This window comes from Edaphobacter sp. (genome assembly GCF_035532915.1).
In the GTDB taxonomy this organism is placed as follows: domain Bacteria; phylum Acidobacteriota; class Terriglobia; order Terriglobales; family Acidobacteriaceae; genus Edaphobacter.
In genome coordinates, this window is the sequence record NZ_DATKQC010000098.1 from 1 (window position 1) to 16,266 (window position 16,266).

Sequence of the window (16,266 nt, forward strand, 5' to 3'; positions counted from 1 at the left end):
GATAGTTTACAGCCGCGGGGACTGCGTCCGAATGAGAAGATAGGTTGGGCGGTTTGATGCGTATTTCGATGTCTGTCGAGAGGCTGAGAGTTTGGTTGCTGGTGGGCGCGGCCCTGCTGGTGGCGGTGATCGCTGCGTTTCTGGGGTATGCGCACTATCGTACGCATCGGTTTCTGACCGAGCTGCCGGCAAGACTCGGAATCGACGTGACGAGGGAGACGAATGGGTTCACCTATTCGCACTCGGGTGGCCCGCATGGAAAGACCTTGTATACCATTCATGCGGCGAAGGCGATCCAGCACAAGGATGGAAAGTACACGCTGCACGATGTCGGGATCGTGGTATATGGCAACGACTCGAACCGGGCGGACCGCATCTACGGCAGCGAGTTCGAGTATGACCTGAAGAATCAGGTGATACGGGCGGTGGGCGAGGTGCGCATTGACCTGCAGGCTCCGGCCCCGGCGAGCGCCCAGGGCAAGCGCGCGTATGCGGCTGGAGGTGATCCTGTCGCGACGCAACAGGGAGTGAAGGATGCGCGGGTCATCCATGTAAGGACCAGCGGGCTGGTCTTTATGCAGAAGCTGGGGGTGGCCGCGACGGATCAGGAGATTGAGTTTGAGTCCGGGGGGATCACCGGCCACGCCGTGGGGGCCGACTATGACTCGGACACGGGCGTGATGGTGTTGCATTCGGCGGTGAAGGTGGTGGGGCTGCAGCGAGGCCAACCGGCGACGTTGACGGCCACGCGGGCCGAGCTGAACAGGCGGGAAAAGCAACTGGTGCTGACGCAGGCGAAGTATGTTTTGGTGGGCGGAGCGAAGGCAGGCGCAGGGCAGACGGCAGAGGCGCAGCGGATGATCATCCATCTGCGCGAGGATGGGTCGGCGGAGCGGATGGAGGCCCAGGGCGCGGTGACGCTGACCGATGGCGATGGCGGCAAGGTGGTGGCTCCGCGAGGTGACGTGTTGCTGAACGCGGAGAGCAGGCCACAGTCCGCGGTGTTGTCAGGTGGGCTGCGGTATGTGGCGGATGAACCGCTGCGCCAGTCGCAGGGAGAGGCTGCCGAGGGCAACGCTTCGTTCGACAAGGCTGGGCGATTGCAGCATCTGTTGCTGACCGGTGCGGTGAAACTCCATGAGAAGGTTCGCGCCTCGGACGCGAGTGCGCTGTGGAGTGAGCGCGATCTTGGGGCTGGCAGGGTAGAGCTCGCGCTGATTTCGGATAAGGCGGGGAAGTCGCAGCTGCAGGATGCCAAGGCGAATGGAGATGCTCGTTTGAAGGTGTCGAGCCCGACCGGCAAGCCGGGACACGTGACCATGACCAGCAGCGATCTTGCCGGGGATGTCCTGACCGCGCACTTCGTGCCTGTGGATGGAGTGCGGCGAATCTCGGTGGTGAATGGGGCGGGACACACCTTCTTGCGCCAGGTAAACGCCAAGGGCGTGGTGACGACGAGTTCGGGCGACGGGCTTGAGGTTCACTTCAAACCGACGGTTGGCCGCGCCGGTGGCGCAGCGGATGAGATTTCGTCCGCGGTGCAGGAGGGCAATGTGACCATGACGCAGACTCCGGTGAAGAAGCCGGGGGACGCGAATGCGCCGCAGCAGCAGAAGGCCACTGCGGCACGGGCCGTCTATGACGGCGGGACGCAGAAGCTGACGCTGACGGGCAATGTGCAGTTGGCCGATGCGGGAAGCATGTTGTGGTCGGACCGGGTTGTTCTGGAACAGCAGACGGGAGACGCCGAGGCCGATGGGGCGGTGAAGGCAAGCTATCAGCTCTCAGGCAAGGAGAGCGAGCCGGTGCATGTACTGGCGGCGCGAGGTGTGTTCACGCATGATGCTGGGATGGCGATGTTCTACGGAGGGGCGGACAAGCCAGTGCGGCTCTGGCAGGGATCGTCGCAGGTAGAGGCTCCTGTGATTCAGTTCGATCAAAAGAAGAAGGAATTGGTGGCGCATGGTACTGGCTCAGGCGATGCGATGGTTGTGCATACCGTGCTGGTGAGTGCAGCGAATGCAAAGGCTGGCGCGGCCAGGCCAGGTGCGGGTAAGACCGAGGTTGTGCGAGTCGCCAGCCGCGAGCTGACTTATTCCGACGCGACCCGGCAGGCGGAGTTCAGCGGCGGTGTGCAGGTGGAGAGCGTGGACGGGCGTATGCGCGGGGAGGATGCAGTGGTCTATCTGCAGGCAGCGCAGAAGCCGGGTGCGGGCAATGCGGGCACGAAGAAGGCAGCTCCTGCTCTTGCGGGGCCGAGTGGCTTTATGGGCGGCGGGATTGAAAGAATTGTGGCCACCGGGCATATCAGGATCGATCAGCCGGGACGGCGCGCGACGGGCGAGCGAGCGGTCTATACGGCGAGCGATGGGATGTTCGTGATGACGGGCACGGCGGCAGTTCCGCCGCAGCTTGTGGACGATCTTCAGGGGACGGTGACAGGCACATCGCTTCGATTCCATGCAGGCGATGAGAGCGTCATGGTTTCTAATGGTGTTTCAAGTGGAGTGGAAGGCAAACCGAGGGTGCGTACGGAGACCCGGGTGAAAAAGGATCGATGAAGACTTTATCGACGGAGGAGATCGGCAAGTCGTATGGCGGGCGCGAGGTGGTGCGCGGCGTAAGCCTGCAGATCGAGCAGGGCGAGGTGGTCGGGCTGCTGGGGCCGAATGGCGCGGGCAAGACGACCAGCTTCTACATGATCGTAGGGCTGGTGCGTCCCGACGCGGGCCGTGTATTGATGAGCGGAGAGGACATCAGCCGCTTGCCGATGTATCTGCGGGCGAGGAACCACGGCATCAGTTATCTGCCGCAGGAGCCATCGATCTTTCGCAAGCTGACGGTGCAGGACAATATTCTGGCGGTGCTGGAGGTGCAGCAGTTGAGCTGGGAGAGCCGGCGGATGCGCACCGAGAAGCTGATCGAGCAGTTGAACCTGGGGCATGTTCGCAAGACGCGAGGCTACGCGCTGAGCGGCGGCGAGCGCAGGCGGGTGGAGATCGCGCGCTGTCTTGCGATTGAGCCGGCGTTTATTCTGCTGGACGAACCGTTCTCGGGAATTGACCCGATTGCCGTGCTCGATTTGCAGGAGATCATCTTCGGGTTGAAGAAGAGCGGGATTGGCGTTCTGATTACAGACCACAACGTGAGGGAGACGTTGTCGGTGACGGACCGGGCCTACATCATCAATGAGGGCAGGATTTTTCGGACGGGAACGCCGGAGGAGCTCGGCAACGATCCGGAGGTAAGACGTATCTATCTGGGCGAAAACTTTTCAATGAGTTAGCGCGGTACAACTTCTGTTGTAAGGCGCGGTTGCTCCAGATGCGGCGTGCACAGGGTTTCGCAGGGTTAGACTTACAGCGAGAACCAGTCGATGCGTGTAGACTGTGGCCAACTGTGGTTGCTTTGTTTGCTTTCAGCACGAATTGGATGAACGCCAAGGGGACCGCTGGTACAGAATTTGAAAACAGGCCATGGCATGATGTGAAGCAAGCCGGAGCATGAGAGAGGTAAAGATTTGCTGCTGCAACCCAAGCTGAGTATGAAGGTTTCGCAACGCCAGGTGCTGACGCCCGGGCTGGTGCAGATGGTCAGCGTGTTAGCGCTGAACAAGCTTGAGTTGAAGGAGATGATCAACACCGAGATGGTGGAGAATCCGGTGCTGGAAGAGCTCGAAGAGTCGGCGATCTCACTCGAAGAGCGGTCGGGGATTGAGGGAGACCGCGAACGGTCGGCCGAAGAGGTAGCGGCGGCGAGCGAGAAAGTCGAGAAGGACCCGTTCGACGAGATCGACTTCGGAAGCTACTTTCAGGATTATCTCGACCCTGGGTTTCGGACGTCTTCGAACTTCGAGGAGTATGACAAGCCTTCGTTCGAAAATTTCCTTTCGCAGCCCAGCACACTGAGCGACCATCTGCTGTGGCAGCTTGGCTCGCTGACCTTGTCGCCCGAGATGCGCGCGGCGGCGGAACTGGTAGTAGGCAATCTGAACGAGAACGGATATCTTACCGCCAGTGACGAAGAGCTGATGGAGGGACTGGAGCAGTTCAAGAGCCCGGTCTGGTCAGGTCCGATCCCGTTCGAGCGTGGCTTGAAGGCCAGGCCTTCCTCATTGCAGATTGACGAAACCGGCGACGGTGAAGCGCACGAGGTAGAGATTAAGATCGCCGCGGCAGCCGATGGCGAGAGCCTTCGGCAAGAGGCGTTGCTGGCAGTGGTTCAGGAGGCGCGATCAATCGTCAATTTTCTTGACCCGATCGGAGTGGGTGCCAGAGACCTGCGTGAATGCCTGCTGATTCAGATCTCGGCGCAGCAGCGCGAAGCAGCCATCGTATTACGTCGAAGACTGATGGCGGCGGATCATTCTGCCGACAGCGATGAGAATTCAGATGTCGTAGATGAGCCGCCGCCAGCGGTGGACGATGAGGGACATGCAGGCGTCTTCAGCATTGCCAGCCATATCGTGTCGCACTGCCTGGCCTTGTTACAGAAGAAAGACATGCGCGAGTTGACGCGCAGCTGCGGCCGTACCTCTGAAGAGGTGCATGCGGCGGTAGACTTCATCCGTACGCTGGACCCTCGACCCGGACAGCGCTACAACCAGAGCGAGGCCCGGCTGATTGAGCCCGACGTCGCCTTTGTGAAGCGCGACGACCAGTACGTCGTGCTGATGAACGAAGAGGACATGCCCACGCTTCGGCTGAACCAGAGCTATCGGAAGATGCTGCAGCAGAAGCAGACGGAAAAAGAAGTAAAGGAGTACGTGAAGGAGCGGTACAAGTCGGCGATTCAACTGCTGCGGAACATCGAGCAGCGCAAGAACACGATTGTGCGCACGTGCGATGTGATTGTCAGGCGGCAGACCGAGTTTCTCGAGCATGGGGTCAATGCGCTGAAGCCGATGATGATCAAGGAGGTAGCCGAAGAGATTGGGGTGCATCCTTCCACGGTGAGCCGCGCGGTGGCAAATAAATATGTGCATACGCCGCAGGGTGTGTTTGAATTACGTTTCTTCTTTTCGGAAGGAGTGAATGGACCTGAAGGTGGAGACCTGCCGCTGGTGCTGTTGAAGCGGAAGGTAAAGAAGCTGATCGAAGATGAGGACGAACGCAAGCCGCTGACGGATGACCAACTGGCGGCCGAGTTGCAGAAGCAGGGAATCCAGGTTACGCGGCGCACGGTGGCGAAGTATCGCGAGGACATGCAGATTCCAAGTACGCACCAACGCCGTGTGCGCTGACCGCATCGAACAGAAGACGAGGTAATCGATATGGATGTTGAGTACACGGGCAGACAGGCAACCATCACCAGGAAGTTGAAGTTGCAGACTGAAGCGGGATTGGCCCGGATTGCGAAGATCCTTGGAGACGCGGGCAGTGTGCATGTGATTCTGGCCACGGATAAATACCGGCAGAAGGCCGAAGTGACGATCCAGACTAGAAACCAGAAGCTGGTCTCAGCCTGCGAATCGACCGAGATGGTTCTGGCCCTGCGCGATGCTTTGGTGAAGATCGAGCAACAGGCGATTCGGCACAAGAAGAAAAAGATGACAATCAAGCGGCATGGTAAGTCCGATACCGTGCCTGCCGTCGAGAGCGTGGATGAAGAGATTGTCCCGGCGAAGTCTGCCGCGGGCAAAGCAGCGGCGAAGAACAGTGTGGGAAGGAAGGCAGTGCCGATGCTGGTGCATTCGTTCCCGTCAAATTCACCTTTGGCAGAGCCGCATGTTGCCCGTTCGACCGATGGGTTGGCGCTGCGGCCCATGACGCTCGAGGAAGCGGTGAAAGAGGCGGCGTTTCGTGACCGTGATGTCTTCGTGTTCCGCGACCATGGTGGTCAGGCAATGGTTCTCCACCGCAAGCGCGATGGAAAGATGGAGCTGATTGAAGTTCCGTAATGCCGCTTCTTAGGAAAATTTGTGGTAATGCTAGGATTTGTTCATGCCACGCAAGGTAGCTAAGAAGGCTGCAAAGAAAGTATCGGATACGACTGGCAGGGGCGAGTTGGTGATTCTGACAGGATTGTCGGGATCAGGCAAACTCTCCGCGCTGAAGGCGTTTGAGGACCTTGGATATTACTCGGTGGATAATCTGCCGCTTGAGCTTGTGCCTCAGTTTGCCGACCTGGTGCGGCAGTCCGCAGAGATTGAGCGGGCTGCGCTGGTGGTGGATGTGCGCGAGGGAATGCGGCTGGATGAGTTTCCCGCGATCCTCAAGCGCGTGCGCAGAGCGCTGTCGACGCGGGTGCTGTTTTTGGAGGCGAGCGAGGATGCGCTGATCCGGCGCTTCTCGGAGACGCGGCGACCGCATCCGATGGGGCGCGCAAATACAGTGGTCAAGTCGATCCGGGCAGAGCGGAAGCGGCTCGATCCGATTCGGAACGTTGCAGACATCGTGCTCGATACGACCAAGTTCAACGTCCATGAGCTTCGAGCCCATATCAATGCGCAGTTCGAGCGCGAGGAGAGCGATCAGAGCCTGACGATCTCTTCCTCTAGCTTTGGGTTTAAGAATGGCGTGCCTTCGGACGCGGACCTTGTATTCGATGTGCGTTTTTTGCCGAATCCGCACTTCGTTCCGGAGTTCCGCAAGCTGACAGGCAAGCACCCCAAGGTGGCAAAGTACGTCCGGCAGTTTCCTCAAACAGCGGAGTTTCTGGATAAGACCATGGACATGCTGAAATTTCTTTTGCCGCACTACATCAAGGAAGGCAAAAGCTATCTGACGGTGGCGTTCGGGTGCACCGGCGGTCAGCACCGTTCGGTGTTTATTGCCGAAGAGATGAAGAAGCGGCTGACGGCGGCGGGATATCGGGTGAAGACGGCGCACCGGGACATGCCGCGTTAAAAAGCTACAGCCAATCGAGGATAAAAAGCTACAGCAATCGAGGATAAAAGATCTAGCCCATAGAATAGTGAGATGCCGAGCACGATGAAGACGATGGGGAGAGTGGTGGCGTGAGGCGTATCTGGCGATTGCTGCTCTATGTGCGGCCCTATGCGCTGTACTCGATGATCTCCGTTCTACTCATGGCGGTCGTAGGCGCGATGACCGCGTTTCGCCTGCTGCTGGTTAAGCCGATCTTCGACAATGTGCTGAGCCCGCAGGCTTCGGCCAATGTGCTGACATTTAAAGTGCCGCATCTGGGCTGGTCGCTCAATCTCAACTTTCTTGTTCCGAGCCATTTCCACAATGCATGGGATGTTGTTGCCTATGCGCTGGTGGTCTCCGCGATATTGAAGTCGGTCTGCGACTATGCGGGAACCTACCTGGTGAACTATGCCGGGTTCGGAATGATTACCGACCTCCGCAACGATCTTTACGACGCTATCCTGCGGCGGTCAGTCGCGTTTTTTCAGAAGCACTCCACGGGATCGCTGCTGTCGACGCTGATCAACGATATCGAACGCGTGCAGTATGCGATGTCGACCGTGCTGAGCGATTTTCTTCAGCAGCTCTTTACTCTGTTGTTTACGATTGGCGTGGTCATTGTTATTGGCGGCAAGCTGGCGTGGGTGTTGTTGCTTTTTGTGCCGATCGTCATCTCGTCGGCACGCCGGATTGGCCGCGGGGTACGGCACACAACGCGCAAGGGGCAGGACAAACTGGCGGAGATTCAGAACATCCTTCACGAGACGATTACAGGCAATGGAATTGTGAAGGCGTTTGGAATGGAGTTGTGGGAGACGGCACGCTTTCGCAGGGCCGCGACACGGCTCTTTCAGGCAAACCTGAAGTCGGTCAGCGTGCAGGCGATCAGCTCTCCCTTGATGGATGCTCTGGGCTCGGTGGGGATTGCGCTGCTGTTGTTGTTCGGGCGCAATAAGATTCTGCATCACGAGATGACGGCGGGATCGTTCGTCACCTTTTTGATCGCGGTGTTCACGCTATACGATCCGGTGCGAAAGTTCGCTCTTTTTTACAACAGCTTCCAGCAGGCTCTCGGGGCCAGCGAAGACATCTTCAAATTTATGGACGCGCAGGACGATGTGCAGGAGAAGAAGCGGGCGCACGCTTTGAAAGGGTTCAGCAAAGAGATCAAATTTGAAGATGTGGGCTTTGCCTACGAGACCGATGGCGAGAGGAAGCAGGTGCTCGAAGGCATCAACTTCTCCGTGCATCCGGGCGAGGTACTCGCCTTTGTAGGGCCGAGCGGCGCGGGCAAGTCTTCACTGGTGAATCTGATTCCGCGCTTCTTCGATGTGAACGAGGGACGCATTCTGCTGGATGGATACGATCTGCGCGACGTGACGATTGTCTCCCTGCGCAAGCAGATCGGCAAGGTAACGCAGGAGACGGTGCTGTTCAACGATACGGTGCGCAATAACATCGCGTACGGCCAGCCGGATGTCCCGATGAGTAAGGTGGAAGAGGCGGCGCGGATGGCGCTGGCGCATGACTTCATCATGAGGATGCCTGAAGGCTACGACACGAAGATCGGCGAAAAAGGCGTTCGGCTGAGTGGCGGCGAACGGCAGCGGCTGGCGATTGCACGGGCGATCCTGAAGAACGCGCCGATTCTGATTTTGGATGAGGCCACCTCCGCTCTCGATATGGAGAGCGAGCATTTAGTGCAGGCTGCTCTGGCGAACCTGATGCAGGGGCGGACGGTGTTTGTGATCGCGCACCGGCTTTCGACGGTGCGCCGGGCCACGAGAATCGCAGTGATTGAGAATGGCCGGATCACCGAGATGGGGACGCATGAAGAGCTGCTGTTGCAATCGGGAACCTACCGCCGGCTGCATGATTTGCAGTTCAGCAGAGATGATGTGAGCAGCGTAAGCAACGGCGATGCTGTTCCTGCGACGGAGTTGGAGGGGACTGCGTGAGTTCTATCTATTCGATGACGGGGTATGCAAATCTGCGCGGGTCAGTGAGGGAGCAGCTTGGCTTTACGCTGACGATCAAGAGCGTTAACCACAGGTTTCTCGACCTGCAATTTAGGCTGCCATCGTCCTGCGACGGGATGGAGATCCAGTTGCGGCGCATGTTGAAGGAGAAGCTGCGGCGTGGGCATGTCGATGTGACGCTGCAACTGGAGCGGAAGGGGAATATCCAGATCCAATTGAATGCGGCGCTGCTGGACGCCTATGTGAAGGCGTTTCGCGAGGCTTCGGCGTTGCATGGCCTGACGAGCGAGCCGGACATGAATTCGATCCTGCGACTTCCTGGCCTGATGAGCGCTGAGAGCAGCGTCAGCGAAGAGGCGATGCAGGGGCTCGATGAGGCGGTTCTGTCGCTGGTCGATGAGCTGGTGGGCAAGTTGAATGAGGTTCGCGCGCGGGAAGGCGCAGCGCTGGCGGCTGAGTTGCGTGCGTCGATGTCGCGACTACTGACGTCTGCGAATGAGGTAGCGGGTTTGCGCAGCGGTGTGCGCGATGCCCTGTTCGAGCGTCTGCGTGCGCGTTTGGCGGAGCTGATGCAAAGTACGTCGGTGAGCGAGGAGCGTCTGCTGGCAGAGGCCGCGGTGCTCGCTGAGAAGAGCGATGTCGACGAGGAGATCGTGCGTCTGCGCACGCATATCGATCACTTTGTCGGGATATTGGACGCGGGTGGAGAGGTTGGCAAGCGGCTGGATTTTCTCCTGCAGGAGTTGAATCGCGAGGCGAATACGATGTTGTCCAAGACCAGCGGAGCATCCGGTGGAAATAGCTTGCGGATTACCGAACTTGGCCTGGAGATGAAGGCGGAGATCGAGAAGGCGCGGGAGCAGGTTCAGAATCTGGAGTAAAGCAAGCAGATAGACTGAATAGATATCGCGCAGGCAGGGTTTTCAAACGAATGGCAGGCATACTCTTTATTATTTCGGCGCCCTCGGGGTCAGGGAAGTCAACGCTGGTGAGCCAGCTGAGGACGCTGGTTGCGGGGCTGGATTTTTCCATCTCTTATACGACACGGGCTCCCCGGGGCTCGGAGGAGAATGGGCGGGAGTACCACTTCACCAGCCGCGAGGAGTTTGAGAGGATGATTGCGGCGGGAGATTTTCTGGAGTGGGCCGAGGTCTTTGGGAACTACTACGGGACGGCGATGTCGACGCTCGCCCACGCACGGGAGGCGGGCAAAGACCTGTTGTTGGATATCGATGTACAGGGCGCGGTGCAGGTGATGGCGAAGCTGCCGAAGGCCGTGTCGATCTTTATCCTGCCGCCAAGTCCGCAGGTATTGGAGATGCGGCTGCGCAACCGCAGCGTGGCCGAACATGTCACTTCGGAGGCGGTGATCGAAGGCAGACTGGCCGAGGCGCGGAACGAATTGAAGCGTATTGGCGACTACAAATATGCGCTGGTGAACGACGTGCTGGAGCAGGCGGTAGCCGAGATGCGGGCCGTTGTTTTGTTTGAGCGCGGGGAGCGGGACGGAGTACAGTCCGTGGCCGAAAGCTGCCGGACAAATGCCGCTTCGCAGCGGTTGCAGAGCGCGTTGCAGACTTTTGGAGCATAATGGTGGCACGATCCAATACAAGTTGTCTGGGACATTCGACCGTTCTGAGGTAGATTTCTGTTTACGGGGTGAGATGCATGACGAATCAAAGTGCTTTCCACAACAAATACAGCCTGGTCAAAGGTGCGGCGCGACGCGCGCGGCAGTTGCAGTCCGGGGCTTCTCCACTGATTGCCGCCAAGTCGACGAAGGCCTGCCGCGTGGCGCAGGACGAGATCGAACAGGGACATGTGAAGTTCGTGCTGGCGGAGAAGGCGGTTGAGCCGACACTCGATCACCTCGTTTAGTCGCGCGCACGATAGCATAGAGTCATGGCTGGAGATGCAGAGCAGCAACTGCGGGCGTACGTCGAATACTTCCGCGACATGGGGATTCATGACTTCTATCGCCGAGGCGAACCGCTTGCGATAGAGTCAGTCGAGACTGCTGCGGCTATTGTTGCGGCTGAACTGCTGCCGGTAGCTGTAGAGCCTGCTCCTGTTGCTATTGCTGCCGCGTTGCCTTCGAGCCATGGCCTTCAGGAGCCCGCTATTCCTAAATTGATCAGCTTTGACGATCTTGCGCCCTTACCTCAGTCCTCGATTCCGGTGGCGGAGCGTGAAGCGGCGATGCAGGCGATTCGCGACGAGATCGGTGACTGCACCCGGTGTCCGCTGGCCTACGCAGGGCGTCGCAATATTGTCTTCGGCGATGGCAACCCGGGTGCGCGTCTGATGTTCGTGGGCGAGGGGCCGGGTGCGGATGAAGATGCCTCCGGTGTTCCATTCGTGGGTAAGGCAGGGCAGTTGCTGAACAACATGATTGGGGCGATGGGGCTGAAACGGGAAGAGGTCTATATCGCCAACATCGTGAAGTGCAGGCCACCGGCGAACCGCGTTCCCGAGCCGGTCGAGGCCAATACCTGCACGCAGTTTCTGGTGAAGCAGATCGACGTAGTGCAGCCCGAGGTGATTGTGGCGCTCGGGGCCACGGCTGCGACCTATCTGCTGGGGGTCAAGCAGTCGCTCGCCTCGCTACGCGGAACATGGCACAGCTGCCGTGGCGCAAAGGTAGCGGTGACTTATCATCCGGCGTTCCTGCTGCGCGATCCGCGACAGAAGGGCGAAGCGTGGAAGGACCTGCAGAGGGTGATGGCGGAGATGGGGCTAAAGCCTCCGGCAAAGGCTTAGGATTTCTACGCGGCGGTTCTTCCTCTTACAAGGGAAAAAGATTTAGTTGACCGGCACGCTTTGCGGCGGTGGAATGCGCACGGTGTTCGCTCGGCAGGAGCGAATAGGCCCGCAGGCTGTGGGCTGGAGCGCCTTGCTCATGCATACTTCGATGGCTGTCAGGTAATTGTTGCCGCAGCTCAGAGCCAGGCTCTCGCGTGGGAAAGAAGGATTGGCTCTTGCGAAGAGGTCGAGGATCTGTGCAGGGGGCATCGACGTCTGGTGATCAAGTGAGGTGAGTTCAGTGGGAATCGCAACGCTCTGCACGGCCTGGCGAGCGAGGTTGAAGAAGGTGTCCGGGGCCAGTCCGGAGCAGGTGCCGTGGGTCTTCCACTCGTGGCGCAGCAGGCCTGTGTCGGGGTAGATGTCGCTATAGGCCGAGGGGTTCTGCGGACCAGATGCATTGGAGCAGTTCTCGAGGTAGGGCCCGGTGTTGTTCTGTGGCCAGAGTCCGTGCAGCGTGAAGGCACGGTGTTGAGCGCACTCGGCCGCGTTGGGGTGGTTGTAGCAGAACTCCGGCGACCACGACAGGTTGAGGAGATAGTAGTCGAAGGGCTGACCAGCATTGGTGTCTTGAGCGATCGAGGCTCGCCGTGAGGACGGTTCTCGCTGTACGTCGGGCGAACGAGTTGGCATCTGGGATGTGTTGCAGCCGAGCGCTAGAGTGAGCAGCAGGAAGATTGCAATGGACAGGTTCTTCATGGACTTTGCCTCGGATGCTGAACTCCACTGAGTTTAAGCTATCCATCGAACGCATACGTTACACAAGACATCCATGAGTTTCTAAGAGTCGAGATTCTTTTCGAGAGATTGAGCACGACGTTTACTGGCATCGCATGGCGCGCGCGCCATCGCTCAATGCATAAACTGCTGTCAATTTCAAGGATGTTACCGCTAACATATTTTTGTATCGTACTGGACATACGCGCCGAGATGACATAAGTTTTTTGTGTCTACCGAGAACAAAATCCTGTGTCGTGAAAAGAGATAAACCTGTTATGACGAGTCTGGATCGTAGAGCTTTTCTGAAGGCCGCTGGTGCTGGTATTGCCGCGGCTGGATCTGGGATGCACATGCTTGCCCTAGCCCCGCGTGAAACGGGTCAAGTAATTTCCGCTAACGACAACATCCAGATTGCGCTCATCGGCGCGGGCGGCCAGGGCCAGGGAGATACAGGCTGGGCCGTGCAGGTTCCGGGAGTAAAGCTGGTAGCGGTCGCAGACTGCTACGACGGGCGACTGGCGCACTGCAAAGAGGTCTGGGGTCAGGACGTATTCACGACGCGGGACTACCGCGAGGTGCTGGTGCGCAAGGACATTGATGCGGTCATCATTGCTACGCCCGACCACTGGCACAAACAGGCTGCGATCGACGCGATGAACGCAGGCAAGGACGTCTACTGCGAAAAGCCGATGATTCACCTCTATGCGGACGGCCCGGAGATTATTGAGACCTCGCGGACGACCAAGCGGATCATTCAGATCGGCAGTCAGCGCGTCAGCTCCATCATTTACGCCAAGGCAAAGGAACTGCTCGCCTCGGGCGCGATCGGAAAGTTGAATATGGTGACGGCGCGATGGGACAGGAACTCCGCCATCGGAGCGTGGGACTACTCCATTCCTCTGGACGCGAGTCCGGAGACCTGCGATTGGCCGCGGTTCCAGGGAACGGCGCCGAAGATTCCCTTCAATGCGGAACACTTCTTCCAGTGGCGCAAGTGGAAGGCCTACGGCAGCGGCGTGGCGGGCGACCTGTTCGTCCATCTCTTCAGCGGCACGCATTTCATCACTGGATCGCATGGGCCAACGCGGGCGATGGCCACCGGAGGGCTGCGCTTCTGGAAGGACGGGCGCAACGTTCCCGATGTGATGCTGGCGCTGTTCGACTACGAAGAGGGCTTCAACCTCAGCCTTCGCGTCAACTTCGTCGATGGCGGCGAGGAGAGCGAAGGTCTGCTCTTTACCGGCTCGGAGGGAACGATCGAGATTGCGGGCAACTCCGTGATCCTGAACCGCGTGCCGCGTGAGAAGGAGCCGGGCTATACCGTCAGCACCTTTACCAATGCGATGCAGAAGGAGTACGTCGCGAAGTATCGCGAGAAGTATCCGGTCGAACCCCTGAACACCATGCATGAGGTAGGCCTGGAGCGGTATGTCGCGCCCCGGGGATACAGCGACAGCTACGACCACTTCCACAACTTCTTCGATTCGGTGCGCACGCGCAAGCCGGTGGTGGAAGATGCGGTGTTCGGATTCCGCGCGGCGGGAGCGGCGCTGCTCAGCAACCTGAGCATGGAGAAGGGCAACGTCGTTCATTGGAATCCCACCACCATGAAGCTGGTTTCATCGCAGGCTGGCTGAGAAAGTTCTGGGTAAAAACTTTTATGAGAATCTCTGCTCTTTCACTCGCTGTTCTTCTCGTTCTTGGCACAGGGGTAGCTGCTCAGGCGCAGGACCCCAGTCATGCCACGGAATTTCGCCAGCCTAAACCGGGGAATGGGCCGGATGGCAAGCCGCGGCTCGCCTTTCTGGCGCATCGGCTGGGCAACGATCATGCCGAGGGCATCACCACGCTCGACATGAACGGCGACGGCTTCGATGATTTGCTTAGCGGTGCTTACTGGTATGAGAATCCGGGGCCGCATGGCGGGGACTGGAAGCAGCACCAGTACCGCACCGTCGGCATTCACAACGAGTTCGTCTCCGACTGCGGAGAGTGGACGATCGATGTGAACCACGACGGCGCGCCCGATGTTGTGACCACGGGCTGGATCTCGAACGGTCTCTGGTGGTACGAGAATCCGAAGAAGCCGGGAGCGATGTGGCAGAAGCACTTCATCACTAATAGCTACGACACCGAAGGCGGCGCGTTTGCCGACATCAACGGCGACGGCAAGCCGGATGTCGCGCTTGCGCATTACAACCATTCGGGAGTCATCTGGGTCGACTTCTCCGGCGCAACACCGAAGGTGCATCACGTCGGCGGCAAGGAGCAGGACGGTCACGGCATCGGCATCGCCGACGTGAACGGCGACGGCAAGGCGGATATCCTCACGCCATCCGGATGGTTTCAGAACGTGGATGCCGATCATGACAAGTGGATCTGGCATGCGGACTGGCGGCTTGGCGATGCCGGATTTCCGATTCTCGGCTACGACGTCAATAACGACGGCAAGCTCGACCTGATCTATGGCCAGGGGCACAGCTATGGGCTCTACTGGCTGCAGCAGGGAGGCACGGCGGCGCATCGGACGTGGACGCGGCATACCATCGACGAGTCCTTCTCGCAGTCTCATGCGTTGAAGCTGGTCGACCTGGATGGCAACGGTGTCCCGGTGCTGATTACAGGCAAGCGCTATCGCGGGCACTCGGGCAACGATCCGGGGTCGTATGATCCGCTGGTGGTCTACGTTTATCGGATCGATCGCAAGACCGGGACGTTTACGCGGACGGCGATCTCAGTCAATGGCACTGCGGGCATTGGAACGCAGATCGTTGCAGAAGATCTCGATCACGACGGCGATATCGACCTTGCCACTGCGGGTAAGCTGGGCGTGCACTTCATGGAAAATCTGAAGATGGACACGAATGTTCCCAAGGAGACGCGCGAGGCGCAGCAGCCGATTGAGCGCAAATGGCCGTTCCCCGGCGAAGGCCAGGAGGTCCCGCAGGAGGATGGCCCGCGCTGATCTTTGACAATGTAACCTGTATAAATACATTTCACCGGTTACAGGGATGCCCTTGTAACCGGTGAATTTGCATTTTAGGGGTTACATGTGGCGTGAACAGCATTGAATATGATTCACTTTTTTGCATGGCTAACGTACAAACTCGCCGCAACTTCCTCTGGACGGCTCCCCTCGCCGCCGCTGCTCTCCCTTTAACCGATACGTTGCTCCACGCTGCGCCTGCCGATTCCGAAGCCGGGCAGGGCGCGACCTTCAAAGTGTTTCCGGCTGCGACGCTCGAAGGCATGGTGAAGAACCTTGAAGAAGCGCCAGCGGCGAAGGACATTGTCACCGGCAAGGTGGGCGTTTCGATCACGATCAGCGCGGAAGAAAAGAAGGCGGCGAAAGAGTTCGAGTATCACCAGCACCGAGACCACGTCTTCCAGGTGCTCGACGGCTCGACGCAGTACGAGCTTGGCGGCACACCGAAGAATGCGCGGCAGACCAAGCCGGGTGAGTGGCTTGCGCCGGAGTCGGAGGGGCATACGACGATCACGCTGAACAAGGGCGACATGCTGGTGGTGCCAAGGATGACTCCGCATAAGCGGACGACCGAGGGAGCGGTGAGTCTGCTGCTGATTAACGCGACGTCGCCAGCGTAGGGAGATTCCAAAGGAAAACGCCGGGAAGACAACAGCAGATCCTCCGCCTGCGGCGAAGGATGACAATGCTTATGTGGATCCTCCGCGAAGGATGACACTGTTTTATTTTATGCGGGTCTTCCGGCTTCGCTGAAGGATGACAAATCATTTGCGGCAGACCTTCCTGGGAGCTGCTGGCTACGGAGTTCTGCCGCGTCCGCTAAGCTGGAGAGATGCCTCTGTTTTGTGACGTCGCTCTTCCGGTTCCGCTGGACCAGACCTTCACCTATGCGGTGGATGGCGTGACT

At 58.8% G+C, this 16,266-nt stretch carries 14 protein-coding genes; 13 read left to right on the forward strand and 1 reads right to left on the reverse strand.

Annotation, left to right across the window (positions count from 1 at the left end; all coding sequences use genetic code 11):
- Positions 1–56: 56 nt before the first annotated feature.
- The 10 genes from VMU57_RS05015 to VMU57_RS05060 all read left to right on the forward strand — a co-directional run bounded on the left by VMU57_RS05015 (position 57) and on the right by VMU57_RS05060 (position 11,611).
- On the forward strand, positions 57–2,561 hold the full coding sequence (locus tag VMU57_RS05015) for an LptA/OstA family protein (protein WP_325381445.1): 2,505 nt from the start codon (positions 57–59) through the stop codon (positions 2,559–2,561).
- Complete coding sequence (gene lptB, locus VMU57_RS05020) at positions 2,558–3,286, forward strand: LPS export ABC transporter ATP-binding protein (RefSeq protein ID WP_325381447.1); 729 nt, start codon at positions 2,558–2,560, stop codon at positions 3,284–3,286. The genes VMU57_RS05015 and lptB overlap by 4 nt, the downstream gene beginning before the upstream one ends.
- A 258-nt stretch (positions 3,287–3,544) precedes the next feature.
- Positions 3,545–5,242: an RNA polymerase factor sigma-54 gene (gene rpoN / locus VMU57_RS05025; RefSeq protein ID WP_325381449.1), complete on the forward strand. Its 1,698-nt coding sequence runs from the start codon at positions 3,545–3,547 to the stop codon at positions 5,240–5,242.
- Between the two features lie 30 nt (positions 5,243–5,272).
- Positions 5,273–5,899 (forward strand): ribosome hibernation-promoting factor, HPF/YfiA family, encoded by a 627-nt coding sequence (gene hpf, locus VMU57_RS05030; RefSeq protein WP_325381451.1) that lies wholly within the window; start codon positions 5,273–5,275, stop codon positions 5,897–5,899.
- 43 nt (positions 5,900–5,942) lie between these two features.
- The gene (gene rapZ / locus VMU57_RS05035) at positions 5,943–6,848 is read left to right on the forward strand and encodes an RNase adapter RapZ (protein ID WP_325381453.1); all 906 of its coding nucleotides are present in this window, start codon (positions 5,943–5,945) and stop codon (positions 6,846–6,848) included.
- Positions 6,849–6,958: 110 nt separating this feature from the next.
- Complete coding sequence (locus VMU57_RS05040) at positions 6,959–8,830, forward strand: ABC transporter ATP-binding protein (protein WP_325381455.1); 1,872 nt, start codon at positions 6,959–6,961, stop codon at positions 8,828–8,830.
- Complete coding sequence (locus tag VMU57_RS05045; RefSeq protein WP_325381457.1) at positions 8,827–9,732, forward strand: YicC/YloC family endoribonuclease; 906 nt, start codon at positions 8,827–8,829, stop codon at positions 9,730–9,732. The genes VMU57_RS05040 and VMU57_RS05045 overlap by 4 nt, the downstream gene beginning before the upstream one ends.
- Positions 9,733–9,782: 50 nt before the next feature.
- Positions 9,783–10,442, forward strand: coding sequence for a guanylate kinase (gene gmk / locus VMU57_RS05050; protein WP_325381459.1), 660 nt, complete (start codon positions 9,783–9,785; stop codon positions 10,440–10,442).
- A gap of 77 nt (positions 10,443–10,519) precedes the next feature.
- The gene (gene rpoZ, locus VMU57_RS05055; RefSeq protein ID WP_325381461.1) at positions 10,520–10,729 is read left to right on the forward strand and encodes a DNA-directed RNA polymerase subunit omega; all 210 of its coding nucleotides are present in this window, start codon (positions 10,520–10,522) and stop codon (positions 10,727–10,729) included.
- Positions 10,730–10,753: 24 nt separating this feature from the next.
- Entirely contained in the window at positions 10,754–11,611 is an 858-nt protein-coding gene (locus VMU57_RS05060; protein ID WP_325381463.1) for a uracil-DNA glycosylase, read from the forward strand.
- 42 nt (positions 11,612–11,653) lie between these two features.
- Here the strand turns inward: VMU57_RS05060 and VMU57_RS05065 are convergent, their stop codons facing one another.
- Positions 11,654–12,352 (reverse strand): ribonuclease T2, encoded by a 699-nt coding sequence (locus tag VMU57_RS05065; RefSeq protein WP_325381465.1) that lies wholly within the window; start codon positions 12,350–12,352, stop codon positions 11,654–11,656.
- Between the two features lie 296 nt (positions 12,353–12,648).
- Between VMU57_RS05065 and VMU57_RS05070 the strand changes: the two genes are divergently transcribed.
- From VMU57_RS05070 to VMU57_RS05080, 3 genes are all read left to right on the forward strand, one after another.
- Positions 12,649–14,010 (forward strand): Gfo/Idh/MocA family oxidoreductase, encoded by a 1,362-nt coding sequence (locus VMU57_RS05070; protein WP_325381467.1) that lies wholly within the window; start codon positions 12,649–12,651, stop codon positions 14,008–14,010.
- Positions 14,011–14,033: 23 nt separating this feature from the next.
- Positions 14,034–15,338, forward strand: coding sequence for a VCBS repeat-containing protein (locus tag VMU57_RS05075; protein WP_325381469.1), 1,305 nt, complete (start codon positions 14,034–14,036; stop codon positions 15,336–15,338).
- Between the two features lie 125 nt (positions 15,339–15,463).
- Positions 15,464–15,979: a hypothetical protein gene (locus VMU57_RS05080; protein WP_325381471.1), complete on the forward strand. Its 516-nt coding sequence runs from the start codon at positions 15,464–15,466 to the stop codon at positions 15,977–15,979.
- The last annotated feature ends 287 nt before the right edge of the window (positions 15,980–16,266 follow it).

Excerpts from the sequence above, each read along its gene's own strand:
- VMU57_RS05015 (WP_325381445.1), top strand. The coding sequence starts at position 57 with ATGCGTATTTCGATGTCTGTCGAGAGGCTGAGAGTTTGGTTGCTGGTG.
- lptB (WP_325381447.1), top strand. The coding sequence starts at position 2,558 with ATGAAGACTTTATCGACGGAGGAGATCGGCAAGTCGTATGGCGGGCGC.
- rpoN (WP_325381449.1), top strand. The coding sequence starts at position 3,545 with ATGAAGGTTTCGCAACGCCAGGTGCTGACGCCCGGGCTGGTGCAGATG.
- hpf (WP_325381451.1), top strand. The coding sequence starts at position 5,273 with ATGGATGTTGAGTACACGGGCAGACAGGCAACCATCACCAGGAAGTTG.
- rapZ (WP_325381453.1), top strand. The coding sequence starts at position 5,943 with ATGCCACGCAAGGTAGCTAAGAAGGCTGCAAAGAAAGTATCGGATACG.
- gmk (WP_325381459.1), top strand. The coding sequence starts at position 9,783 with ATGGCAGGCATACTCTTTATTATTTCGGCGCCCTCGGGGTCAGGGAAG.
- rpoZ (WP_325381461.1), top strand. The coding sequence starts at position 10,520 with ATGACGAATCAAAGTGCTTTCCACAACAAATACAGCCTGGTCAAAGGT.
- VMU57_RS05060 (WP_325381463.1), top strand. The coding sequence starts at position 10,754 with ATGGCTGGAGATGCAGAGCAGCAACTGCGGGCGTACGTCGAATACTTC.
- VMU57_RS05065 (WP_325381465.1), bottom strand. The coding sequence starts at position 12,352 with ATGAAGAACCTGTCCATTGCAATCTTCCTGCTGCTCACTCTAGCGCTC.
- VMU57_RS05070 (WP_325381467.1), top strand. The coding sequence starts at position 12,649 with ATGACGAGTCTGGATCGTAGAGCTTTTCTGAAGGCCGCTGGTGCTGGT.
- VMU57_RS05075 (WP_325381469.1), top strand. The coding sequence starts at position 14,034 with ATGAGAATCTCTGCTCTTTCACTCGCTGTTCTTCTCGTTCTTGGCACA.
- VMU57_RS05080 (WP_325381471.1), top strand. The coding sequence starts at position 15,464 with ATGGCTAACGTACAAACTCGCCGCAACTTCCTCTGGACGGCTCCCCTC.